The 21,029-nt window shown below is 65.2% G+C and carries 24 protein-coding genes; 16 read left to right on the top strand and 8 right to left on the bottom strand.

Going from position 1 to position 21,029, the window contains the following annotated elements; genetic code table 11:
* Positions 1 to 3: 3 nt before the first annotated feature.
* Complete coding sequence (gene ffh / locus BLT75_RS05500) at positions 4 to 1,509, bottom strand: signal recognition particle protein (RefSeq protein ID WP_093028531.1); 1,506 nt, start codon at positions 1,507 to 1,509, stop codon at positions 4 to 6.
* Positions 1,510 to 1,765: 256 nt separating this feature from the next.
* Between ffh and BLT75_RS05495 the strand changes: the two genes are divergently transcribed.
* Positions 1,766 to 2,659: a sulfotransferase domain-containing protein gene (locus BLT75_RS05495; protein ID WP_176827851.1), complete on the top strand. Its 894-nt coding sequence runs from the start codon at positions 1,766 to 1,768 to the stop codon at positions 2,657 to 2,659.
* A 107-nt stretch (positions 2,660 to 2,766) separates the two neighbouring features.
* The gene (locus BLT75_RS05490) at positions 2,767 to 3,297 is read left to right on the top strand and encodes a prolyl-tRNA synthetase associated domain-containing protein (RefSeq protein ID WP_093028527.1); all 531 of its coding nucleotides are present in this window, start codon (positions 2,767 to 2,769) and stop codon (positions 3,295 to 3,297) included.
* A 64-nt stretch (positions 3,298 to 3,361) separates the two neighbouring features.
* Here the strand turns inward: BLT75_RS05490 and BLT75_RS05485 are convergent, their stop codons facing one another.
* Positions 3,362 to 4,312, bottom strand: coding sequence for an L-threonylcarbamoyladenylate synthase (locus BLT75_RS05485; protein WP_093028525.1), 951 nt, complete (start codon positions 4,310 to 4,312; stop codon positions 3,362 to 3,364).
* Positions 4,313 to 4,434: 122 nt separating this feature from the next.
* Between BLT75_RS05485 and BLT75_RS05480 the strand changes: the two genes are divergently transcribed.
* The 7 genes from BLT75_RS05480 to BLT75_RS05450 all read left to right on the top strand — a co-directional run bounded on the left by BLT75_RS05480 (position 4,435) and on the right by BLT75_RS05450 (position 10,946).
* On the top strand, positions 4,435 to 6,141 hold the full coding sequence (locus BLT75_RS05480) for an acyl-CoA dehydrogenase (RefSeq protein WP_093028523.1): 1,707 nt from the start codon (positions 4,435 to 4,437) through the stop codon (positions 6,139 to 6,141).
* A gap of 23 nt (positions 6,142 to 6,164) precedes the next feature.
* On the top strand, positions 6,165 to 7,187 hold the full coding sequence (locus tag BLT75_RS05475) for an MBL fold metallo-hydrolase (RefSeq protein WP_425441120.1): 1,023 nt from the start codon (positions 6,165 to 6,167) through the stop codon (positions 7,185 to 7,187).
* A gap of 3 nt (positions 7,188 to 7,190) precedes the next feature.
* Positions 7,191 to 7,667, top strand: coding sequence for a DUF6173 family protein (locus BLT75_RS05470; protein WP_093028519.1), 477 nt, complete (start codon positions 7,191 to 7,193; stop codon positions 7,665 to 7,667).
* A 59-nt stretch (positions 7,668 to 7,726) separates the two neighbouring features.
* Complete coding sequence (locus BLT75_RS05465) at positions 7,727 to 9,565, top strand: glycerophosphodiester phosphodiesterase (protein WP_093028517.1); 1,839 nt, start codon at positions 7,727 to 7,729, stop codon at positions 9,563 to 9,565.
* The gene (locus BLT75_RS05460) at positions 9,552 to 10,112 is read left to right on the top strand and encodes a hypothetical protein (RefSeq protein ID WP_245706373.1); all 561 of its coding nucleotides are present in this window, start codon (positions 9,552 to 9,554) and stop codon (positions 10,110 to 10,112) included. Before BLT75_RS05465 ends, BLT75_RS05460 begins: the two co-directional genes overlap by 14 nt.
* Before the next feature lie 63 nt (positions 10,113 to 10,175).
* Complete coding sequence (locus tag BLT75_RS05455; RefSeq protein WP_093028513.1) at positions 10,176 to 10,310, top strand: aa3-type cytochrome c oxidase subunit IV; 135 nt, start codon at positions 10,176 to 10,178, stop codon at positions 10,308 to 10,310.
* Between the two features lie 18 nt (positions 10,311 to 10,328).
* Positions 10,329 to 10,946: a hypothetical protein gene (locus BLT75_RS05450; protein WP_093028511.1), complete on the top strand. Its 618-nt coding sequence runs from the start codon at positions 10,329 to 10,331 to the stop codon at positions 10,944 to 10,946.
* Between the two features lie 8 nt (positions 10,947 to 10,954).
* On the opposite strand, the gene BLT75_RS05445 is transcribed toward BLT75_RS05450, so the two are convergent.
* Both BLT75_RS05445 and BLT75_RS05440 read right to left on the bottom strand, forming a co-directional pair.
* Positions 10,955 to 11,287 carry an AzlD domain-containing protein gene (locus BLT75_RS05445; protein WP_093028509.1) on the bottom strand — a complete coding sequence of 111 codons (333 nt, stop codon included), beginning with the start codon at positions 11,285 to 11,287 and terminating at the stop codon, positions 10,955 to 10,957.
* A complete protein-coding gene (locus BLT75_RS05440) occupies positions 11,284 to 12,000 on the bottom strand; it encodes an AzlC family ABC transporter permease (protein WP_093028507.1) in 717 nt (238 codons plus the stop codon). The genes BLT75_RS05445 and BLT75_RS05440 overlap by 4 nt, the downstream gene beginning before the upstream one ends.
* A gap of 55 nt (positions 12,001 to 12,055) precedes the next feature.
* Here BLT75_RS05440 and BLT75_RS05435 point away from each other — a divergent pair, with 55 nt between their 5' ends.
* Genes BLT75_RS05435 through BLT75_RS05415 form a run of 5 tightly spaced genes read left to right on the top strand, consistent with a single transcriptional unit; the run spans position 12,056 to position 16,119 of the window.
* Positions 12,056 to 12,946: a formate dehydrogenase accessory sulfurtransferase FdhD gene (locus BLT75_RS05435; protein ID WP_425441119.1), complete on the top strand. Its 891-nt coding sequence runs from the start codon at positions 12,056 to 12,058 to the stop codon at positions 12,944 to 12,946.
* Positions 12,943 to 13,578, top strand: a complete 636-nt coding sequence (gene mobA, locus BLT75_RS05430) for a molybdenum cofactor guanylyltransferase MobA (RefSeq protein WP_093028503.1) — start codon at positions 12,943 to 12,945, stop codon at positions 13,576 to 13,578. The genes BLT75_RS05435 and mobA overlap by 4 nt, the downstream gene beginning before the upstream one ends.
* Positions 13,575 to 14,066, top strand: coding sequence for a molybdopterin-guanine dinucleotide biosynthesis protein B (gene mobB, locus BLT75_RS05425; protein WP_093028501.1), 492 nt, complete (start codon positions 13,575 to 13,577; stop codon positions 14,064 to 14,066). Before mobA ends, mobB begins: the two co-directional genes overlap by 4 nt.
* Positions 14,063 to 14,863, top strand: coding sequence for a molybdopterin guanine dinucleotide synthesis (locus BLT75_RS05420; protein ID WP_093028499.1), 801 nt, complete (start codon positions 14,063 to 14,065; stop codon positions 14,861 to 14,863). Before mobB ends, BLT75_RS05420 begins: the two co-directional genes overlap by 4 nt.
* Positions 14,860 to 16,119, top strand: coding sequence for a molybdopterin-binding protein (locus tag BLT75_RS05415; protein WP_093028497.1), 1,260 nt, complete (start codon positions 14,860 to 14,862; stop codon positions 16,117 to 16,119). Before BLT75_RS05420 ends, BLT75_RS05415 begins: the two co-directional genes overlap by 4 nt.
* A 5-nt stretch (positions 16,120 to 16,124) precedes the next feature.
* Here the strand turns inward: BLT75_RS05415 and BLT75_RS05410 are convergent, their stop codons facing one another.
* The 3 genes from BLT75_RS05410 to BLT75_RS05400 all read right to left on the bottom strand — a co-directional run bounded on the left by BLT75_RS05410 (position 16,125) and on the right by BLT75_RS05400 (position 18,133).
* Complete coding sequence (locus BLT75_RS05410; protein WP_093028495.1) at positions 16,125 to 17,132, bottom strand: hypothetical protein; 1,008 nt, start codon at positions 17,130 to 17,132, stop codon at positions 16,125 to 16,127.
* A 12-nt stretch (positions 17,133 to 17,144) separates the two neighbouring features.
* The gene (gene greA, locus BLT75_RS05405) at positions 17,145 to 17,615 is read right to left on the bottom strand and encodes a transcription elongation factor GreA (RefSeq protein WP_093028493.1); all 471 of its coding nucleotides are present in this window, start codon (positions 17,613 to 17,615) and stop codon (positions 17,145 to 17,147) included.
* Between the two features lie 137 nt (positions 17,616 to 17,752).
* Positions 17,753 to 18,133, bottom strand: a complete 381-nt coding sequence (locus tag BLT75_RS05400) for a VOC family protein (RefSeq protein WP_093029059.1) — start codon at positions 18,131 to 18,133, stop codon at positions 17,753 to 17,755.
* An 88-nt stretch (positions 18,134 to 18,221) separates the two neighbouring features.
* Here BLT75_RS05400 and soxR point away from each other — a divergent pair, with 88 nt between their 5' ends.
* Complete coding sequence (gene soxR / locus BLT75_RS05395; protein WP_093028491.1) at positions 18,222 to 18,692, top strand: redox-sensitive transcriptional activator SoxR; 471 nt, start codon at positions 18,222 to 18,224, stop codon at positions 18,690 to 18,692.
* On the opposite strand, the gene BLT75_RS05390 is transcribed toward soxR, so the two are convergent.
* Complete coding sequence (locus BLT75_RS05390) at positions 18,689 to 18,997, bottom strand: EthD family reductase (RefSeq protein ID WP_093028489.1); 309 nt, start codon at positions 18,995 to 18,997, stop codon at positions 18,689 to 18,691. The genes soxR and BLT75_RS05390 overlap by 4 nt on opposite strands.
* Before the next feature lie 228 nt (positions 18,998 to 19,225).
* Here BLT75_RS05390 and BLT75_RS05385 point away from each other — a divergent pair, with 228 nt between their 5' ends.
* On the top strand, positions 19,226 to 20,872 hold the full coding sequence (locus tag BLT75_RS05385) for an electron transfer flavoprotein-ubiquinone oxidoreductase (protein ID WP_093028487.1): 1,647 nt from the start codon (positions 19,226 to 19,228) through the stop codon (positions 20,870 to 20,872).
* The last annotated feature ends 157 nt before the right edge of the window (positions 20,873 to 21,029 follow it).

Below are 21,029 nucleotides of genomic sequence, written 5' to 3'. Positions count from 1 at the left end.
CGACTATTTCTTCTTGCCGAACCCGCTGAGGCCCGGCGGCAGGCCCATGCCGCCCAGACCGGGCAGGCCGCCCTTGCCGCCCATTGCCTTGGCCGCGGCTTCCAGCGCCTTGGGGTCCATGCCCTTAGCCATCTCGGCCATGTCGGCAGGCGTGCCGCCCTTGCCGAACATGCCTTTCATGGCCTGTTTCAGCATGCCGCCCTTACCCATCTTGCCCATCTTCTTCATCATGTCCGCCATCTGGCGGTGCATCTTCAGAAGCTTGTTGAGCTCGCTGACCTCCATCCCGGCACCGGCGGCGATGCGCTTTTTCCGACTCGCCTGCAACAGGGCGGGATTGGCGCGTTCCTTCTTGGTCATCGACTGGATCAGCGCGATCTGCTGTTTCAGGATCTTGTCGTCGAGGCCCGCGGCATCCATCTGCTTGGCCATCTTGCCCATGCCCGGCAGCATGCCCATCATGCCCTGCATGCCGCCCATCTGGATCATCTGTTCCAGCTGCATCTTGAGGTCGTTCATGTTGAACTGACCCTTGGCCATGCGCTTCATCATGCGCTCGGCCTGTTCCATCTCGATGGTTTCCTGGGCCTTCTCGACCAGCGCCACGATGTCGCCCATGCCCAGGATGCGGCCGGCGATGCGTTCGGGCTCGAAGGTTTCGAGCGCGTCCATCTTTTCGCCCAGGCCCACAAAGCGGATCGGCTTGCCGGTCACCGCGCGCATGGAAAGCGCCGCGCCACCGCGCCCGTCGCCGTCCATCCGGGTCAGCACCACGCCCGAGATGCCGATCTTGGCGTCGAATTCCTCGGCCACCTCGACGGCGACCTGACCGGTCAGCCCGTCGACCACCAGCAGGGTTTCGCGCGGGGTGACGACGTTGCGAACATCCTCGACCTCCTGCATCAGCACCTGGTCGATATGCAGGCGGCCGGCGGTGTCGAGCATGTAGACATCATAGCCGCCCATCATCGCCTGTTGCTTGGCGCGCTTGGCGATATCCACGGGTTTCTGGCCCGGCACGATCGGCAGGGTATCGACGCCGATCTGCACGCCCAGAACCGCCAGCTGGTCCATCGCCGCCGGTCGATACACGTCCAGCGAGGCCATCAGTACCTTCTTGCCCTCGCGCTCTTTCAGGCGCTTGGCAAGCTTGGCGGTGGTGGTGGTCTTGCCGCCGCCCTGAAGGCCGACCATCAGGATCGGCGCGGGCGGATTGTCGATCTTGAGCTTTCCCGGGTCTTCGGCGCCGCGCAGTACGTCGACCAGCGCGTCATGCACGATCTTGACGACCTGCTGGCCCGGCGTGACCGATTTGGTCACTGCCTGGCCGGTGGCCTTGTCCTGCACCGCCTTGACGAAATCGCGCGCCACCGGCAGCGAGACGTCGGCCTCGAGCAGCGCGACGCGCACCTCGCGCAGGGCGGTCTTGACGTCTTCCTCGCTCAGCGCGCCCTGCTTGGTCAGGCGGTCGAAGACGCCAGAGAGGCGTTCGGACAGATTTTCAAACATGGCTCTCCGGCTCCTTTGCCTGTTGCGGTCGCGCCCCCAAGGTAGGAAGCGATGGTTCAATACACAATCGCCTCCACGGGCGTAACACGCTGGTGGAGGGCGATCCCTGAACATATCAAGGGACCGGAAGGTCTGACGCTTCCGGATGTTTGGGGGCTGGTAACCGCGTATGGCGGGCGAGTCAAGTCCGGCGCTATCCTCGCAATCGGTTTCGGGTTACCCTGAACCGCATGGCCGATGTGCAGGGAGGCGCGCGATGAACCGGATGCTGCCGCAGAGAGTGACCAATTATGTCGGGCCGGTCACAAACACCGATGTCTGGGCCGATTTCACCATTCGGGCCGATGACATATTCGTCTGCACACCGCCAAAATGCGGGACAACATGGACCCAGACCCTGGTCCGCATGTTGCTTACGGGTCAAGCCGACCCTGCGGTCTACAACAACGGCGTTTCGCCCTGGCTGGACTGCGGTTTCCGGGACAGGGCGGCGCAGGTCGAGGTCCTGGAAAGACAGGATCACCGGCGCTGCATCAAGACGCATACGCCGCTGGACGGGATCGCCTATGACCCGCGCGCCGTCTACCTGATCGTGCACCGGCATCCGGTCGACGTGCATTTCTCGTTCCGCGACCATATAATGAACATGAAGGAGGATTGGCTGTCCTACCTGTTCGAAGGAACGGTAAGCGAGGCGTTCCGGCGGTTCGTCGATTTTCCCGTCACCCCGACCGGCACTGACGACTTGACGCTGGCGGCCATAGTTCATCACTTCCACTCGTTCCGGGCCTATCGCGACCTGCCCAATCTTCACTTCTTCCATTACGCCGAACTCAGCCGCGACTTGCCCGGACAGATCCGGCGCCTGGCGCGGATCCTGGACATCGAGGTGGGCCCCGCGGCGTTGGCCGATTTTGTGGCGGCCGGCAGTTTTTCCGCGATGAAGGAAAATGCCCGGCGTCAATCCGAAAAACCGGGCTTTCAGAGCGTGTTCCACGATTTCTCCAAGTTCTTCTCCACGGGAACCGGCAACAAGTGGGAGGGCCGGTTGAGCGCCGCCGAGATGGAGCATTACAGCGACAGGGCCGCGGCCCTTCTGGCGCCAGAGGAAAGGACGTGGCTGGAAACGGGCAGGCTGCCCGGCGCCTAGGTCCGGGCCACGCCGGCGGAGCGGTTGAACTTGCCGCCGGTCCTGATAGGGAGGGCGGCATTAGCCCGGAGAGCCGGTCCGGCGCAAGCAGAAAGGAACCCGCCCGCATGGATGCCTCGTCGATCTATCAGGACACGCTGCCGGTTTCGTCGGATGCGCTTCTGGCGCAACTCGATGATTGGGGTCTGCGCTATCGCCTTCATGAACATCCGCCCCTGCGCACGGTCGAGGACTCCAAGGCGATCGAGGACCGGTTGATGCAGCCGGGAGAAAATGCGCTCAGGATCAAGAACCTCTATCTGCGCGACAAGAAGAAGCGCAGCTACCTGGTGACGCTGGAGCAGGACCGCGACATCGACCTCAAGGCGCTGGGCGCGCGTCTGGGCGTCGGCAATCTGTCCTTCGGCTCGGCGGACCGGCTGATGGAGAACCTCGGCATCCGGCCCGGCGCGGTCAGTCCGCTGGCGATGATCACCGGCGTCCGGCAGGATGTGCGATTCTTCATTGACACGGCGGCACAGCGGGCCGAGGCGATCTACATGCACCCGCTGGTCAATGACCGCACCATCGCCATGGCGCGGGCCGATTTCCTGTCCTTCCTCGACCACATCGGCTGCGCGGTCACCTGGCTCGACTGAGGCTGCTGCTTCTTTCTGGTCGGAAATACTCCGGGGGTCTGGGGGCTGGCCCCCAGCCTGCGTCTCAGCTGTCGCGCGGTGCGGCGGCGCGGCGTAGCCGGTCGTTTATCGCCACGCCCAGCCCGTGGTCCGGCACCGGCGCCACGGCGATCGGCCGGCCGGTCGCGTCCAGCCGGTGCAGCGCGGCGAACAGGGTTGCCGCCGCCTCGGCCAGATCGCCCGCGGGCGACAGGTTCTCGTCGCACTCCATCGGGCCGAACCCCAGCAGAACCTCGTTGCCGCGCGCTTCGGAGGCTTCGAGGCGTACCGCTCCGCGCGGGGCGTAATGCGACAGCAACTGGCCCGGTGCGCTGATCGCGCCCCCTTCGGCCTGTCGCAGCAGGGGGTGGCCCAGAACGACTTCGACCTCCTCGGCGGCCAGCCCGCCGGGGCGCAGCAGGGTCGGTTCCCCGCTCAGTCCCACGATCGTGGATTCCAGGCCGACGCCGCAGGGTCCGCCGTCGAGCACCGCGGCGATCCGGCCCGCGAGGCCCGCGAGCACATGCGCGGCGGTGGTCGGGCTGATCCGGCCCGAGGGGTTGGCCGAGGGGGCGGCCACCGGTCCGTCGAAATCCGTCAGCAAGGCGCGCGCCACGGGATGCGCGGGCACCCGAACCGCCAGCGTGTCCAGTCCGGCAGTGACCAGTTCCGAGATGCCGTGCCCGTCGCGCAAGGGCAGGACCAGCGTCAGCGGCCCCGGCCAGAAGGCCGCCGCGAGCCGATCGGCCTGCTCAGTCCAGATCACGTGGCGGCGGGCCATCGCGGCATCGGCGACATGGGCAATCAGCGGGTTGAAGCTCGGGCGTCCCTTGGCGGCGTAGATCGCGGCAACGGCCCGCCCGTTGCGCGCGTCGCCGCCCAGCCCGTAGACGGTCTCGGTCGGGAAGGCGACCAGTTCTCCCACGCGCAACAGTTCCGCCGCGCGGGCGATTCCTGCGGCGTCGGCGGTCAGTTGGGTGGTTTCGATGCGGTACATGGGTGGTGACGCGGCGTTTTGGTTGCTTGCCGGGCGGCTCTGGATAGGTAATCGGACAAGCCTTGTTACATACAGTTGCCTCTGCGGCTTGCCAAGCCGACACGAAACACCGAGGGGATCCCATGCCGTACCGTTCGCCCGTCACCGATTACACGTTCCTGCTCAATCACGTTGTCGGCTATGACAGCGTTTGCGCAACCGAGACATTTGCCGAGGCAGGCGCGGACATGGTCGAGGCGATCCTGACCGAGGCCGGCCGGATGTGCGACGAGGTGATGGCGCCTCTGCAGCGCGTCGGCGACCTGCATCCGGCGCGGCTGGAAAACGGCGTGCTGCGCTCCTCGCCCGGGTTTGCCGACGGCTGGAAGGCGATTTCCGAAGGCGGCTGGGTCGGCATGAGCGGCGACCCGGCGTATGGCGGCATGGGCCTGCCGATGGCCGTGACAACTGCGGTGAACGAGATGATGAGCGGCGCCTGCCTGTCGCTGCAACTGGCCCCGCTGATGAGCCAGGGCCAGATCGAGGCGCTGGCACACCACGCCAGCGATGCAATCAAGGACCTCTACCTGCCGAAACTGATCTCGGGCGAATGGTCGGGCACGATGAACCTGACCGAGCCGCAGGCCGGGTCCGATGTGGGCGCGCTGAGATCCAAGGCCGAACCGAACGGCGACGGCAGCTATGCCATCACCGGGCAGAAGATCTACATCTCCTGGGGCGACAACGACTTCACCACCAATGTCTGCCACCTGGTTCTCGCACGCCTGCCCGATGGTGTGCCGGGCACCAAGGGCATCTCGCTGTTCCTCGTACCGAAATACATCCCCGACGAGAACGGCGAGCCGGGCCGCGCCAACGATCTCAAGGTGGTCAGCCTGGAACACAAGATGGGCCTGCACGGTTCACCCACCTGCGTGATGCAGTATGAAGGCGCGACCGGCTGGCTGGTGGGGCCGGAACATGGCGGCATGGCCGCGATGTTCACCATGATGAACAACGCCCGCCTCGGCGTGGGCGGACAGGGAATCGGCGTGGCCGAGGGCGCGCTGCAACATGCGCTGGCCTATGCGCTGGAACGCCGCCAGGGCACCTCGCTGCATGGCTACTCGATCGCCGCCCATGCCGATGTGCGCCGGATGCTGATGACCATGAAGGCCGAGGTCTTTGCCGCCCGCGCCATCGCGCTGGCCTGCGCGGTGGCCATCGACATGGAGAAGGCCACCGGCGAGGAATACTGGGCGAAACGCGCCGCCTTCCTTACCCCAATCGCCAAGGCCTTCGGCACCGATACCGGGGTCGAGGTGTCGAACATGGGCATCCAGGTTCATGGCGGCATGGGCTTCATCGAGGAGACCGGTGCCGCCCAATATGCCCGCGACGTCCGCGTGACCACGATCTACGAGGGCACCAACGGCATTCAGGCGATGGACCTTGTCGCGCGCAAGATGATGGACGGGGGCGAGATCGCCTTTCGCCTGCTGGACGAGATCGAGGCCAATGCCGAACAGGCACGCGGCACTCACAAGGAACTTGCCGAGGCGGTCTGGCAGGCGACCGAGACGCTGCGCGAGGGTACCGAGTGGCTGGTGGCGCAGACCGACATGGACGACCGCTTTGCCGGGGCCGTGCCCTTCCTGCGCGCCTTCGCCCGCGTGCTGGGCGCGCATTTCCACCTCAAGGCCGCGATGGCCGAACCGGGCAGCCCGCGCGAGACGCTGGCGCGTTTCTACATCGACAGGATGTTGCCCGAACATGCCGCCCTGCTGACCCATGCGCAATCGGGTTCGGCGGGGCTTTATGCGATGAACCTCGACGACCTGGCCGCGTGATGGACGGAGGACAGGGCCGGATCATGCGCTACCCGTGGGACGAACCGCCCGGTCAGGGCGCGGCAATCGAGGTGGCCGAGGGCGTGTTGTGGATGCGCCTGCCGCTGCCGATGAAGCTGGATCATGTCAACGTCTATGCGCTGGACGATGGCGATGGCTGGACGGTGATCGACACCGGATTTTCGTCAAAGAAGACTCGCGCGATCTGGCAGGCGCTGATCGACGGGCCGCTGGCGGGTAAACCGGTGCGCCGCGTGGTGGCGACACATCACCACCCCGACCACATGGGCAACGTCGGTTGGTTCCAGTCCGAGCTGGGGGCCGAACTGGTGACGACCCGCACCGCCTGGCTGTTCGCGCGGATGCTGTCGCTGGACGTGCAGGAGACCTGGCCCTCTGAGACGCTGGATTATTACCGCAGCGCCGGCATGGCGCCCGAGGTGCTGGCCAGGCGGATGGCGGAACGTCCCTTCAACTTTGCCGACATGGTCTATCCGATGCCTCTGGGGTTCACCCGGATCAAGCAGGGCGACGTGTTCCGGATGGGCGGGCGCGACTGGGACGTGCACATGGGCAACGGCCATGCGCCGGAACACGCGACCTTCTGGAGCCGCGACGACAACCTGGTGATAACCGGCGACCAGATCCTGAGTTCGATCAGCCCCAATATTGGCGTCTATGCCACCGAGCCGCTGGCCGACCCGCTGGCCGACTGGCTGGAAACCTGCGAGCGGCTGGCGCCCTTGGCGCGGCCCGATCATCTGGCGCTGGGCGGGCACAAGCTGCCCTTCACCGGCCTGCCGACACGCATGCGGCAGCTGATCGACAACCACCATGGCGCATTGGCGCGGTTGCGCGACCATCTCGATACGCCCAAGGCGGCGTCCGAGTGCTTTGCCCCCCTGTTCAAGCGCAGCATCGGCGAGGGCGAATACGGGCTGGCGCTGGTTGAAGCAGTGGCACATGTCAACCATCTCTATCATACCGGGGACGTGGTCCGGACCCGCCGCGAGGACGGGGCCTGGCTCTATCAGCGCAGGGGATGAGCGATGGACGACAAGATCGAAACTTCGGCCGAATATGCCGAGGCTGCGGCGCTGCCCCGCTGTCACGAGGTGCATGCGGATCCGAAGAACGAAGCCGGCCGGCCCGAGGTGCCCGAGCCGCTGAAACGCCCCACAACCGGCAAGAGCCCGGCGCGATGGGCCTATGAGCGGTTGATCATCTATATCCAGAACTTCGAAAAACAGCTCGACGCCACGCAAGAGGTCGCCATGGGCTTGGTCGGCGGCGGCGCGGGCCTGCTCAGGATCGAGGGCATGGGATATTTCGATCCCGATATCGTGACCTTCTACGGGGTCGACCAGACCGGCGCGCGCACCCAGCTGGTGCAGCACGTGAGCCAGTTGAACGTGACTCTGCGCGCCATGCCGACGGTGGCGCGGGACAAGCCTGCGCCGCGTATCGGGTTCCGGCTGGCCGCCGATCTGGAAGAACAGACCGGTCCGGCTAAAAAAAAGGAATAGACTTGCCAGACCGGCGGGCAGGGCCTTCAATACCCGTATTACCTTCGGGAGATTGAACCGTGTCGCATTTATCGAATGTCGTTTTGGCCTGGCGACGATCATGGTCGCAGCGCAGCCTGTTCGTGCCTTTATATGCTGCCCTGCGCCTGTTGGCGCTGGCATTGATCGCGCCGGCACTTGCCGGGCTGATCAACCTGGCCGTCGCCCTCTCGGATCAATCGGCGCTGACCGACCAGGATATTGCCCGCTTCATACTGTCCCCACTGGGATTCCTTGCCTCACTGGCGGTCCTGAGCGTGCTGCTTGTCGCGGAGGTGCTGAGCTTCTCTGTCATGGCGGCCAGCCTGCGCAGTCCCGAGGCCGATGTCTGGAAGACCGGCAGCGCCGCCTTTACGCTTGTCTTCGGCCGCCTGAGAGCCTTGCTGACCTTTGCGATGCTCTTCATTCTGCGGGTGCTGTTGCTCATCGCGCCTTTTGCCGCCGTTGCCGGGCTGATCGCGTGGTGGACCCTGACCGATTACGACATCAACTATTACCTGACCTTCCATCCGCCGGCGTTCTGGGTGGCGGTCGTGCTGATCGGCCTCGTCATGCTGATCCTGGCCGGGGCGTTGATCCTTCGCCTGTCGGGTTGGGCGCTGGCGCTGCATCTGGTGTTGTTCGAGGGGGCGCGGCCACGCGATGTCTTTGCCGAAAGCGCCCGCAGGATGGGTGCGCGCCGGACCGCGCTGAAGATTGAACTGGTCATCTGGGTGGCGATTCGAATCGCCATTGCCGCCGGCATCGCCGCGATCGCCAACCTGGCCATGGCCCTGATCCCGATCCCGGCCGAAGGCGGTTTGCGCCGGGCGCTGATCCTGATCGCCCTGGTGCTGGGGTTCTGGGCACTGGCGGGCCTTGTGCTGTCGGCCATCGGACTGGGGGCGCTGGCCAAGGTTCTGGACGGGTTTTACGGCGGAACGGCGAGTGTGGCGCAGCCTTCCGGCCGTGTCGGGGTGCGCGGACGTCTGCTTGGCGCGGCGGGCGTCGCTGGCATTGCCCTTCTGGTCGGGGCATGGGTGAGTGACGGGTTGCTGACGCAGCTGACCGCCGAGGATGACGTGACCGTCATCGGCCACCGGGGCGCGGCGGGGGCGCGGCCAGAGAACACCATGGCCTCGGTCGTCAAGGCGATCGAGGACGGAGCCGACTGGGTGGAAATCGACGTGCAGGAAACCGCAGACGGCGAGATTGTCGTGATGCATGACAGCGATTTCATGAAACTGGCCGGCGTGCCGACCAAGATCTGGGACGCAACGATGCAGGATGTGGAGGCGATAGACATCGGTAGCTGGTTCGCGCCCGAATACTCGGACGAAAGGGCGCCGACCCTGCGGGCGGTTCTGGAGGCGGCCAGGGGCAAGGCCAGCGTTCTGATCGAGCTGAAATACTACGGCCATGACGTCGACCTGGAGAACCGTGTCATCGCGCTGGTCGAGGAACTGGGCATGCAGGACCAGGTCGCCACCATGTCGCTGAAATATCCCGCGGTGCAGAAGATGCGGGCGCTGCGGCCCGATTGGCGCACTGGGGTTCTGGCCGCCACCGCGGTGGGGGATCTTGCCAGGCTGGAGGGCGATTTCATCGCGGTCAGCACCGCCAGCCTGCGTCCGGCGCTGGTGCGCGCGGTCCACGCGGCGGGCAAGGATATCTATGTCTGGACCGTCAACGAGCCGCTTGAGATGTCCAGGATGATCTCGCTCGGGATCGATGGGCTGATCACCGACGAACCGGCCATGGCGCGCGAGGTTCTGGAAGTGCGGGCGACGCTGAACCCGGCGGAACGGGTGCTTTTGTGGCTGACCCAGGAAATGGGCTGGAAGGCGGATGCGAAGGAGTATCGCGATGAGAGCCCGTAGCCTGCTGGTCGCGGCTTTGCTGGCCGCCGCACCTGCCACAGCGCAGGATATCGGGCGCGCGATCGAATTGCCTGCCCATCGGTCCTTGATGCAAACCCGGACAGAAAGCGCCCTTGCCCCGTTCACCACCGACGGCTGTTCCGGCGGGTTGAGCGCGGGTTGGACGCTGGTGGCCGGGACCTTTCCCGATTTCGCGGCGGCGCAGGGCGATGTGCCTCCGTGGGAGGCGTGCTGCATCATCCATGACCGCGCGTATCACGACGCGGGTGCCGCCGAAAACGCCGAGGACAGCTATGAGGCCCGGCTTCAGGCCGACGACGACCTGCGCGCCTGCGTGCGCGAGACCGGCGAGAGCCATCTGGACGAGCTTTCCACCCGCTACGACACCACACCCGAAACAGTGCGCCGCGCCTATGGCACCATAGCCGACGCCATGCACATGGCGGTGCGGTTCGGTGGCGGCCCCTGCTCGGGTCTGCCCTGGCGATGGGGTTATGGTTACCCGCAGTGCACACCTTTCGATCTTGCTCTGCCTGCGCGCGAATGACGTGGTGACAGAGCGGCGAGAATCCGCTATCCAGCCGAAAAACACGCGAATAGGAAGACTGCTATGGCTGATTTCAAACCCGGTTCGATGGACATCACCACCCAGACCCAGACCTTTGAAGGGTTCATCAAGTTTACCATCCGCGCGGTGGTCGTGATCTTCTTCATTCTGCTGTTCATGGCCATCTTCTGGTCCTGATCCTGCCTGGAAGCAGTCGTGAAGAACCTGCTGATCGTTTCCGCGCTGGTCGCAGTGCTGGCGGGATGCGCGAACCAGAGCGCGCCCTATGCCGATGACGCGACGGTGGCTGCCGTGCGCTACCGCGATCCGGGGCCCGCGAAGCTGACGCTATATACCATGGTCAACAACCGCTCGGGCGCGGGGGCGCACACGTCGCTGATGATCAACGCCAGCGAACGGGTGATTTTCGACCCTGCCGGTTCCTTCTGGGCGGATATCGTTCCCGAGCAGAACGACGTGTTGTTCGGCATCACCCCGGCGGTCGAACGGGCTTATCGCGGTTCGCACGCGCGCGAGACGCATCATGTGGTCGTGCAGGAGCTGGAAGTGACGCCGGAACAGGCCGAGGTCGCCTATCGGCTGGCCCGTTCGATGGGACCGGTTCCCGGTACCTATTGCGCCAATTCCACGGCGCGTCTGCTGCAACAGGTTCCGGGGTTCGAGTCGATTGCGGTGACGTTCCAGCCGACCAAGCTGGCCGAGCAGTTTGGTGCGATCCCGGGCGCGGTGACCAACAGATATTACGAGCAGGACGATGCCGACCTGCAAAAGGGGCTTGCGGCCAATAACGCCAAGCTGAACAGTTCGGGCTGAGCGCCGTCTCAGCCCAGCAGGTAGAGCAACCCGTACAGGGTTGCCGCCCCTGAAAAGATCGCAACAAGCACGTTTTTCGACCAGTAGCCGGCGGCGAGCGCCACCGCTGCCGCGCTCATCCGTGGCACGTCGGGCTGTCCGCCGGTGGCTTGCGGCCAGGCCACCAGCGGCGCGATCAGCGCGGGCAGGATCGCCACGGCGGTGTAGCGGAGATGCCGGAGCAGCCAGCCCGGCAGGGGGCGGTCGCCCACCAGTCCGATGAAGACGAAGCGCAGCCCGAAACTGCCGATGGCCAGCCCGGCGATGACTGTCCACATCGTGATGGGGTCGATCTGGCTCATCCTGCGGCCTTTCTGCGGTTCAGCACGACCTCGGCCTGTGCGCCGGCCATCATGCCGGCGGTCCCCGCGATCAGGAGGCCGAGGTTGAACGGGACACCCGCCGTCAGCAGCGCCATGACGATGGCCACCAGCGCCGCGATGACATGCGGCAGGGTACGCAGCATCGGCCCGATCATCGCCAGAAATGTGATCGGCAGGGCGAAATCCAGCGCCCAGCTTTCCGGGATGCGGGTGCCCAGAACCGCGCCCAGATAGGTCGCCAGATACCAGGCCGGGGCCAACGGCGTCACGGCGCCGAAGAAATAGGCCATGCGCTGCGGCACGGTCAGGTCCGGCTCGGTCTCGAACCGGACCACCGACAGGGCATAGGATTGATCGACCGTGAAATAGGCCGCAACTGTCCTTTGCCACAAAGGCGCGGCGCCCAGATAGGGGGTCAGGGCGGCGGAATACATCGCCACCCGCAGGTTCACCGCCAGCGCCGACAAGAGCACGATCAGTGTCGGCGTGTCATCCAGCAGCAGTTGCAGCGCGGTGAACTGCGCCGCGCCCGCAAAGACGGTGGCGGTGAATGTCATCACCTGCACGAGGTTCAGCCCGGCCTCGGTCGCGAAGACGCCGAACAGCGTACCAAAGGGCGCTGCCACCATGATGAACGGCGCGCCGTCACGAAAACCCTTCCAGAACATTGAATTGGATGTGGTGAAGGCCATGCCTAGATCCTAAGGTAAGCCCGACCGCTCTACCGGGCCAAGGAAAGGGTTGCAATTGCCTATCTCGGACGACTTGTCGGATTACATCATCGCCCCCGATCCGGAGGCCGCACGGCTGACCCGCGCGGTCGAGGGTTTGGACCAGACCGGCGCGCCCGCGCACCTCTCGGTGGTCGAGGAACGCCCGCTGACGATTTTCCTCAACAGTCAGGAGATCGTCACGGCCATGACCATCGGGGATTATCCCGAATACCTGGCGCTGGGGTTCCTGCGCAATCAGGGGATGCTGAAGCCGGGCGAGGAGATCACCGGCGTCGATTACGACGAGGATCTTGAGACCGTGGTGGTGCGCACGGCGGTGCAGACGAGCCACGAGGAGAAGCTGAAGAAGAAGACCCGCACCAGCGGCTGCGCTGTGGGCACCGTGTTCGGCGACATGATGGAAGGGCTGGAGGACGTGCGTTTGCCGCAGGCGGAGGTGCGCACCTCGTGGCTCTACGATCTGGCGGCGCGGATCAACCGGACGCCCTCGCTCTACCTGGAGGCCGGGGCCATCCACGGCACGGTGCTGTGCCACCAGAACCGCCCGCTGGTCTATATGGAGGACGTGGGCCGCCACAACGCGGTGGACAAGATCGCGGGCTGGATGCTGTCGACGGGCGAGGGGGCGGACGACAAGATCCTCTACACCACCGGGCGGCTGACATCCGAGATGGTGATCAAGACCGCGATGATGGGTATCCCGGTGCTGGCCTCGCGCTCGGGCTTTACCGCCTGGGGGGTCGAGATCGCGCGGCAGGTGGGGCTGACGCTGATCGGCCGGATGCGCGGGCAACGCTTTGTCTGCCTGTCGGGGGCCGAGCGGCTGGTGTGGGATGCCGATCCGCAGAGCGTACCGGTCGAGGACCGGAAACATCGCAGGAAGAGTGCGGAGGCCGGCGAATGACGGCCCCGCTTGGCGTGATCCTTGCCGGCGGGCTGGCTACCCGGATGGGCGGCGGCGACAAGGGGTTGCTGACCCTCGGCGGGCAGTCGCTGCTGGGCCATGTCATCGACCGGCTGGCGCCGCAGGTGGCGGGGCTGGCGCTGAATGCCAATGGCGATCCGGCGCGGTTCGCGGAATTCGGCCTGCCGGTGGTGGCCGACACGGTCGAGGGGTTCGCGGGGCCGCTGGCGGGAGTGCTCGCCGGGCTGGACTGGGCGGCCGGGCAGGGGGCGGAGAGTATCGTCACCGCTGCCGCCGATACACCGTTTTTCCCGCGCGATCTGGTGACGCGGCTGATGCAGGCCGCCGAAGGGCAGGCGTATCCGCTGGTGCTGGCGACAACGCCACGCACGGGCGAGGAACTGAAATCCGGGGGCCGCGTCAACCGGCACCCGACCTTCGGCCTGTGGCCCGTGGCGCTGCGCGACGACCTGCGCGCGGCACTGAACGACGGGCTGCGCAAGGTGGTGCTGTGGACCGACCGGCATGGCGGGCGCGAGGTGCTGTTTCCGGCCGAACCGTTCGATCCGTTCTTCAACGTTAACACGCCCGAGGATCTGGCCCTGGCCGAAACCCTGCTGGAGCGCACATGAGGGTTTACGGCGTCACAGGATGGAAGAACGCGGGCAAGACCGGGTTGATGGAGCGGCTGGTGGCCGAGATCACCGGGCGCGGCCTGACCGTTTCGACCGTCAAGCATGCACATCATTCGTTCGATGTCGATCACCCCGGCCGGGATAGCTGGCGGCATCGGCAGGCGGGCGCGTCCGAGGTGATCCTTGCCTCGGGCTATCGCGTGGCGCAGATGACCGAACTGCGCGGTGCGCCCGAGCCGTCCCTGGCGGAGCTGCTGGCCCGCCTGTCGCCGGTCGATCTGGTGCTGATCGAGGGCTACAAGCGCGAGGGCCATCGCAAGGTCGAAGCGTTCCGGGCCGAGGCGGGCACCGCGCTGATCGCGCCGGGTGACCCGACCATCCGCGCGGTGGCGAGCGACACGGCCCTGACGCTCGATCGGCCGGTGTTCGACCTGGACGACACAACCGCGATTGCCGATTTCATCCTGTCCGAGGTGGGGTTGTGAGGCCCTTTGACACTTTTGCCATGGTCGATTGGTCGGGCGGGAACCAGAAACCGTTGGCACCCTGTGCTGATGCGATCTGGTCCTGCATCGCAGGTGCGGAGCCGGTCTATCACCGCAACAGGCCGCTGGCCGAGACTTGGCTGTGCGACCTGATCGAGAGCGAACTGGCCGCTGGCCGGCGCCTGATGCTGGGGTTCGATTTCCCGTTCGGATATCCGGCGGGGTTTGCGCGCGTGCTGACCGGATCGGACGATCCCCTGCGCCTGTGGGACTGGTTCGAGGCGCATGTCGAGGATGCGCCGAAAGCCAACAACCGGTTCGATCTGGCGGGGTGGATCAATCTGAGGTTCGGCGGCAAGGGTCCGTTCTGGGCGAATGGGCTCAAGCGTGATATCGACGGGTTGCCGCGCAACAAGCACGCCTATCGCAACCCTTTTCCCGAGCGTCGCGTAGTGGAAAGGCTGGCTCGCGGGGCGTTCACCTGCTGGCAGATGGCCGGGGCGGGTGCGGTCGGCGGGCAGGTGATGATGGGGCTTCCGGTGCTGGCGCGGCTGCGCCGCCGGTTTGCCGGGTTCGTTTCGGCCTGGCCCTTCGAACGGTTGGACAGGCCGGTTGCCCTGTTGGAAATCTGGCCTTCGTTGACCTTGGGCAAGGCGCCCCTGGGCCGAATCAAGGACGCATGGCAGGTGGAACGGGTGGCGAGCGATCTGGCGGGCATGGACCCGGCGGCGCTGATGTGCCTGCTGAACGTGACGGCACCCGAGGAAGGCTGGATATTGGGAGTGAACCAAGGATGACCGGGCTGAAGCCGCCGCCGCTGCGCAACGATTGTTTCGCCCTGCCCGCAGGTGTCGACTGGACGCCGGTCGATACCGCGCTGGCCATGCTGCGGGACCGGTTGGCGCCAGTGACAGGGGTCGGAACCTGCCCTGTGCCGCAGGCGCTGGGCCGGGTGCTGGCGGCGGATGCGGTGGCGCTGCGCTCCAGCCCGCCGCAGGCCAACAGCGCGGTGGACGGTTACGGCTTTGCCGGAGCCGTGCCGGAGGGTGCGCATGTGCTGCCGCTGCACGCAGGGCGCGCGGCGGCGGGAGTACCCTTTGACGGTGTGCTGCCTGCGGGCCGGGCCCTGCGGGTTCTGACCGGGGCGGCGCTGCCCGACGGTGTCGAGACCGTGATCCTCGAAGAAGACGTGACATCGGGCGAAGGCGAAATCGCCTTTCGCGGACCGCTGAAGCGCGGCGCGAATACCCGCAAGGCGGGCGAGGATGTGTCGGAGGGCGCGGTCGTGCTGCCAGCGGGCCGCCGGCTGACACCGGCGGACCTGGCGCTTTTGTCCTCGGTCGGCATTGCCGAAGTGGTTGTGCGAAAAACGCTTCGGGTGGCGATCCTGTCGACGGGGGATGAACTTGTCGAGCCGGGCGCAAGTGCGGGGCCGGGACAGATTCATGACGCGAACCGCCCGATGCTCTGCGCTCTGACCACGCGTCTGGGCTACGGCGTGCAGGACATGGGGCGGGTGCCGGATGATCGGACAGCGCTGCGCGCCACCCTTGACCGGGCCGTGCAAGAGGCGGATGTGATCCTGACCAGCGGCGGTGCCTCGGCCGGGGACGAGGACCATGTCTCGGCGCTGCTGCGGGAAGCGGGGACAATACAGCACTGGCGCATCGCGCTGAAACCGGGCCGTCCGCTGGCGTTGGGGATGTGGCAGGGCAAGCCGGTGTTCGGCCTGCCGGGCAATCCGGTTGCGGCGCTGGTCTGTGCCCTGGTCTTTGCGCGCCCGGCGCTGGCTGTACTGGCGGGCGAGGGATGGACCGAGCCGCAGGGATACGACCTGCCGGCGGCGTTTGAAAAACGCAAGAAACCGGGGCGGCGCGAATACCTGCGCGCCCGGGTGCGCGACGGCCGGGTCGAGGTTTTCCCTTCCGAAGGATCGGGCCGGATCAGCGGGCTCAGCTGGGCCGAGGGGCTGGTCGAAATCGGCGATGCGGCCTGCGACATTCGCCCCGGCGACCCGGTGCGGTTCATCCCTTATGGCAGTTTCGGCCTCTAGAACGCTTAATCGAACGTACCGGTCACGCGCCCGAGCAGCATGAAGGCGCGTGCTGTGCGCGTGTCACCCAGGGCCGAAAGCTCCTGATCGCTGGCCTCGGGTTCAAAACTTGTCAGCATCCTGTCGAAGAGCCGCAGGAAATGATGCGCGGCGTCGCGGAAGATGGGGTCCTGTTTCATGCGCCCGGCGGTCAGGGCAAGCGACGAGCGGTCACGGACGCCACCGAGCGCGGCCACGGTGCGCCCGCGCGCGCCCTGGGCGAACTGCCGCCAGACCTCGGGCCGCGCCATGTCTGGACGCAGATCGTCCATGTAGATGCCTTCATGGCTCAGCAGGGTCAGCACGTCTTGCGCCGCCTGGATCAGCTGCGCTGCCTTGCGGTCCTTGAGGGCCCGTCGCAAGGCGGCAAATCCTTCGGTATCCTCTGCGGTTTCCGGGAAATGCAGGGCCCGGATCAGGTCCTCGTTCGAAAGGGGAGGTGACAGCGCCTCGGCCGGGGTGCCGAGTTCCAGCAGACCCTGGTCACCGGCAGGCTCTACCGGCACCGCCAGCGGAACGGCGGGTCTGTCACGCCGCGAGGTCGAGAAGGTGGCCAAGGCCGTTTCGGTCTTTTTCGCGGCGGCGGCGATTTCGTCCAGTTTCTTTGTGACCGAAGGCTCATGCCCCGCCGCGTGCCTTTGCTGCTGCGTGATATAGGCTTGCCGGATCGCGTCGATCGCCGCTTGCAGGCGCTGGCTTTCCTCGCGCATCACGCGGCTGGCGCGGGTCGCCGTAGCCGCGACCCAGATCATCGCCACAGGCAGGAAAACGGCCATCATCGACACGATGATGCCAACGCCCTGGCCTGTGCCCGCCTCGGCGATGAAGAAGATGTATACCGAAACCGCCAGCCAAAGAACGCTCAGCGCCAAAGCAACGATTTCTATGCCCGTGACACCGGGACGCCTGGGCCGGTCGTAAAGCCCGATCGGAGACGGGCGGGCGGGATCGCGGTCTGGCGATTTGCCGGACATGGGCAAGCTCCGTCAGGAGTACTCGATACTCAGGATTTCATACGATTTCAGGCCGCCGGGCGTATTGACTTCGACGCTGTCGCCCTCGTCCTTGCCGATCAGGGCGCGGGCGATCGGGGACTTGATGTTCAATAGACCGTTTTCAATATTGGCCTCGTGTTCGCCCACGATGCGCCAGGTCTTTTCCTCGTCGGTGTCTTCGTCCACCACCGTCACGCGGGCGCCGAACTTGATCGAACCGGAGAGTTTCGCAGGGTCGATCACATCGGCCAGCGACAGCACGCTTTCGAGTTCCTTGATGCGGCCTTCGATGAAGGACTGCTTTTCGCGGGCGGAATGGTATTCGGCATTCTCCGACAGGTCGCCATGCTCGCGCGCCTCGGCGATCGCCTGGATGATGGCAGGACGCTCGACGCTTTTGAGTTGCTTCAGCTCGGCCTCGAGCGCGGCATGGCCCGAAGGCGTCATTGGGATCTTTTCCATCTCTTCTCGTCCACGCAGAAATTGCATCGCCCCGCCGCACGATGCGTCGGGGCGACTGTTTGGGTCAGTTTTTACCTGACCCAATCGGGCGGTGGAATGCAAGAGGGCAGAGCCCGGCGATTGCGCGGAAGACCGCTTCAGGCGTAGCTGACCACTTCGAATTCGATGCCGTTGTCGTCGTCAAAGTAGAACCGGCGCCCAGGCTCGTAATCGGCATGGCTGTGCGGGGTGAACCCCGCTTCCCGTACCAGGGTCTCGGTGGCATCGAGATCGTCGACCACAACGCCCACATGGTTCAATCCGCCGACCGTGTCATAGCTGCTTTCGGTCGTGCGCGCGGGCCGGGCCGGAGCATATAGCGCAAGATAGGTGCTTTCGTCGCCGACGTGCACGGTGTAGCCGCCGGCAATGGCCGGGCCCTGCCAGCGGATGTCCCAGCCAAAGACCTTGTGCAGCCATTCGGCTGTAACCTTCGGGTCGGAAACCGTGAAATTGGCGTGTTCCAGCGTGGCCATGATGATCTTCCTCTTCAGTTTCATGAGTTGCCACGACTCACCCTAATTTCTAAACCTAACTTTAGGTCAAGAGAATTCGGAGGAACCGTGCATGTCCGTATCAGAGGGTCTCTCCATCGGGGCGCTGGCAAAACGTACCGGGTTGGCGGTTTCGGCGATTCGCTACTACGAAACGCAGGGGCTCATCGCACCGTGGCGGAACGCCGGTGGCCAGCGCCGCTATCAGCGCGCGGATCTGAGGCGATTGAGTTTCGTGATGATTGCCCAGCAACTGGGGCTCAGCCTGCCCGAGATTCGCGATGTCCTGGCCGGGCTTCCGGGAAATCGTACGCCCACGCGCGAGGATTGGACACGTATCAGCACCGGACTGCGCGACCGACTGAACCGGCGCATCGAGACCCTGCAGCGATTGCGCGACAATCTCGATGGTTGCATCGGCTGTGGCTGTCTCAGCCTGCCGAACTGCGCGCTTTACAACCCGGCAGACCAAGCAGCCAGCAAGGGGCCGGGCCCCAGGCTGGTTCTGGATGGGGCGGATGAGGCCAGCGGCCCCTTGGTTTAGCCGACGACTTCGCCGATCAGCATCTGCGGCGCCGCATTGTAAAAGTTCGGGATATCCGCAACCACCGGCCCCGAGGCGGCCATGGCTGCTTTCATGGCGCCCTGGTCCGGAAAGACGATGGTCGCGATAGCGTGAAACGGCGGCGGTGTGCCGGGCCCGCCCGCCACTCCCTTTGTCACCACGGTGTTTTGGATGTGAGCGCCCATATGCTCGGCGACCAATCGCATGTGGGTGCCGAGATAGTAGTCGTAATCGAATTTGGTCTCGTCGCCAACGGGATAGGCCACTTGCAAGGATACCGGCATTGAATTTCTCCAGACAAAAGGGGTGGAGACAGATTAGGGCGATTCCCGAGGTGCCGCAAACGGTCTGAACGGAGCCGGAAAAGGTCATCCAGCCATGACATTTTGCTGCAAGTGCAAATAACCTCGCGTTTCAATTGACGCTGGACCTCCATACCCTGTAATCAAACGCGAAACTTTTTGCGTCCGGCCCGTGGCCGGAGGGCGAAACCAAAGCCAAGGAGCGTCACGATGGCCGAGATTGAACGCGAAGCGATGGAATATGACGTGGTGATCGTCGGCGCGGGTCCGGCGGGCCTGTCGGCGGCCATTCGCCTCAAGCAGCTCGATGCCGACCTGAACGTGGTCGTGCTGGAAAAAGGCTCCGAGGTCGGTGCGCATATCTTGTCGGGCGCGGTACTGGACCCATGCGGCCTTGATGCGCTGATCCCCGACTGGAAGGAAAAGGGCGCACCGCTGAACGTGCCGGTGACCGAGGACAATTTCTATGTCCTGGGCGAGGCCGGACATCTGCGCGTGCCGAACTGGCCGATGCCGCCGCTGATGAACAACCACGGCAACTACATCGTTTCGATGGGCAACGTCTGTCGCTGGATGGCGGAACAGGCCGAGGCGCTGGGCGTCGAGATTTTCCCGGGCATGTCCTGCTCGGAACTGGTCTATGGCGACAACGGCGAGGTCAAGGGCGTGGTCGCCGGTGTCTTTGGTCTGGAGCCGGATGGGTCCTATGGTCCCAACACCGAGCCGGGGATGGAACTGCACGGCAAGTATGTCTTCCTGTCCGAAGGCGTCCGCGGGTCGCTGGCCAAGGAAGTGATCGCCAGATACGACCTGCAAAAGGGCAAGGAGCCGCAGAAGTTCGGCATCGGCATGAAGGAGATCTGGGAGATCGACCCGGCCAAGCACCGCGAGGGCACCGTGACCCATACCATGGGCTGGCCGCTGGGCAGCAACGCGGGCGGTGGCTCCTTCATCTATCACCTGGACAACAACCAAGTCTACGTGGGCTTTGTGGTGCACCTCAACTACAAGAACCCGTACCTGTACCCCTACATGGAATTCCAGCGGTTCAAGCATCACCCGATGGTGGCCGAACTCCTGAAGGGCGGCAAGCGCGTGGCCTATGGCGCCCGTGCCATCACCGAGGGCGGATACCAGTCGATGCCCAAGATGGTCGCGCCGGGCGTGGCGCTGCTGGGCTGTTCGGTCGGCATGGTCAACGTGCCGCGCATCAAGGGCAACCACAATGCCATGCTGTCGGGCAAGGCTGCTGCCGAAGCCGCCTATGACGCGATCAAGGCCGGCCGACAGTCGGACGAGCTGACCGCCTACGAGACCGAGGTCCGCACCGGCCCGATCGGCAAGGATTTGAAGAAGGTCCGCAACGTCAAGCCGATGTGGTCCAAGTGGGGGCTGCTGCCCTCGCTGGCCCTGGGTGGGCTGGATATGTGGACAAACACGCTGGGCTTCTCGCTGTTCGGCACCCTCGGCCACGGCAAGACCGACGCCGCCGCCACAGAAGAGGCCAGCAAGCACAAGCCGATCGACTATCCCAAGCCCGATGGCACGCTCAGTTTCGACCGGCTGACCAACGTGTCCTTTGCCGCCACCAATCACGAAGAAAGCCAGCCCTGCCATCTGCGGCTGACCGACCCGGACGTGCCGGTCAAGGTGAACCTGCCGAAATATGCCGAACCGGCGCAGCGCTATTGCCCGGCGGGCGTCTACGAGGTGGTCGAGGACGACAGCGGCCCGCGCTTCGTGATCAACTTCCAGAACTGCGTGCATTGCAAGACCTGCGACATCAAGGACCCCAGCCAGAACATTACCTGGGTAACGCCGCAGGGGGGCGATGGGCCGAACTATCCCAACATGTGAACATGCAGAAACGCCGGGCTTCGTCCCGGCGTTTCCTTTTGACCCGGTTTCAGGCAGAGATGCGCTCTTGCAACTGATGTGACCGCAAGCGACGCACTTGGACCATTGCACCGCGCCCGGCAACGCCCTAGCTTTGCCACAGGCAGCAGGAAAGGCG

The sequence above is a fragment of the Ruegeria marina genome, from assembly GCF_900101475.1.
In the GTDB taxonomy this organism is placed as follows: domain Bacteria; phylum Pseudomonadota; class Alphaproteobacteria; order Rhodobacterales; family Rhodobacteraceae; genus Ruegeria_B; species Ruegeria_B marina.
The sequence above is the reverse complement of the archived record's forward strand: the minus strand, read 5'-3'. Positions and strand labels throughout refer to the sequence as shown.

Coding starts and splice junctions, on each gene's coding strand:
- BLT75_RS05390 (WP_093028489.1), bottom strand. CDS start 18,997: ATGCCGGTATCCTTGCAAGTGGCCTATCCCGTTGGCGACGAGACCAAA.
- greA (WP_093028493.1), bottom strand. CDS start 17,615: ATGGAAAAGATCCCAATGACGCCTTCGGGCCATGCCGCGCTCGAGGCC.
- BLT75_RS05470 (WP_093028519.1), top strand. CDS start 7,191: ATGGACGACAAGATCGAAACTTCGGCCGAATATGCCGAGGCTGCGGCG.
- BLT75_RS05475 (WP_425441120.1), top strand. CDS start 6,165: ATGCGCTACCCGTGGGACGAACCGCCCGGTCAGGGCGCGGCAATCGAG.
- mobB (WP_093028501.1), top strand. CDS start 13,575: ATGAGGGTTTACGGCGTCACAGGATGGAAGAACGCGGGCAAGACCGGG.
- soxR (WP_093028491.1), top strand. CDS start 18,222: ATGTCCGTATCAGAGGGTCTCTCCATCGGGGCGCTGGCAAAACGTACC.
- ffh (WP_093028531.1), bottom strand. CDS start 1,509: ATGTTTGAAAATCTGTCCGAACGCCTCTCTGGCGTCTTCGACCGCCTG.
- BLT75_RS05385 (WP_093028487.1), top strand. CDS start 19,226: ATGGCCGAGATTGAACGCGAAGCGATGGAATATGACGTGGTGATCGTC.
- BLT75_RS05445 (WP_093028509.1), bottom strand. CDS start 11,287: ATGAGCCAGATCGACCCCATCACGATGTGGACAGTCATCGCCGGGCTG.
- BLT75_RS05480 (WP_093028523.1), top strand. CDS start 4,435: ATGCCGTACCGTTCGCCCGTCACCGATTACACGTTCCTGCTCAATCAC.
- BLT75_RS05440 (WP_093028507.1), bottom strand. CDS start 12,000: ATGGCCTTCACCACATCCAATTCAATGTTCTGGAAGGGTTTTCGTGAC.
- BLT75_RS05490 (WP_093028527.1), top strand. CDS start 2,767: ATGGATGCCTCGTCGATCTATCAGGACACGCTGCCGGTTTCGTCGGAT.
- mobA (WP_093028503.1), top strand. CDS start 12,943: ATGACGGCCCCGCTTGGCGTGATCCTTGCCGGCGGGCTGGCTACCCGG.
- BLT75_RS05455 (WP_093028513.1), top strand. CDS start 10,176: ATGGCTGATTTCAAACCCGGTTCGATGGACATCACCACCCAGACCCAG.
- BLT75_RS05415 (WP_093028497.1), top strand. CDS start 14,860: ATGACCGGGCTGAAGCCGCCGCCGCTGCGCAACGATTGTTTCGCCCTG.
- BLT75_RS05485 (WP_093028525.1), bottom strand. CDS start 4,312: ATGTACCGCATCGAAACCACCCAACTGACCGCCGACGCCGCAGGAATC.
- BLT75_RS05495 (WP_176827851.1), top strand. CDS start 1,766: ATGAACCGGATGCTGCCGCAGAGAGTGACCAATTATGTCGGGCCGGTC.
- BLT75_RS05460 (WP_245706373.1), top strand. CDS start 9,552: ATGAGAGCCCGTAGCCTGCTGGTCGCGGCTTTGCTGGCCGCCGCACCT.
- BLT75_RS05410 (WP_093028495.1), bottom strand. CDS start 17,132: ATGTCCGGCAAATCGCCAGACCGCGATCCCGCCCGCCCGTCTCCGATC.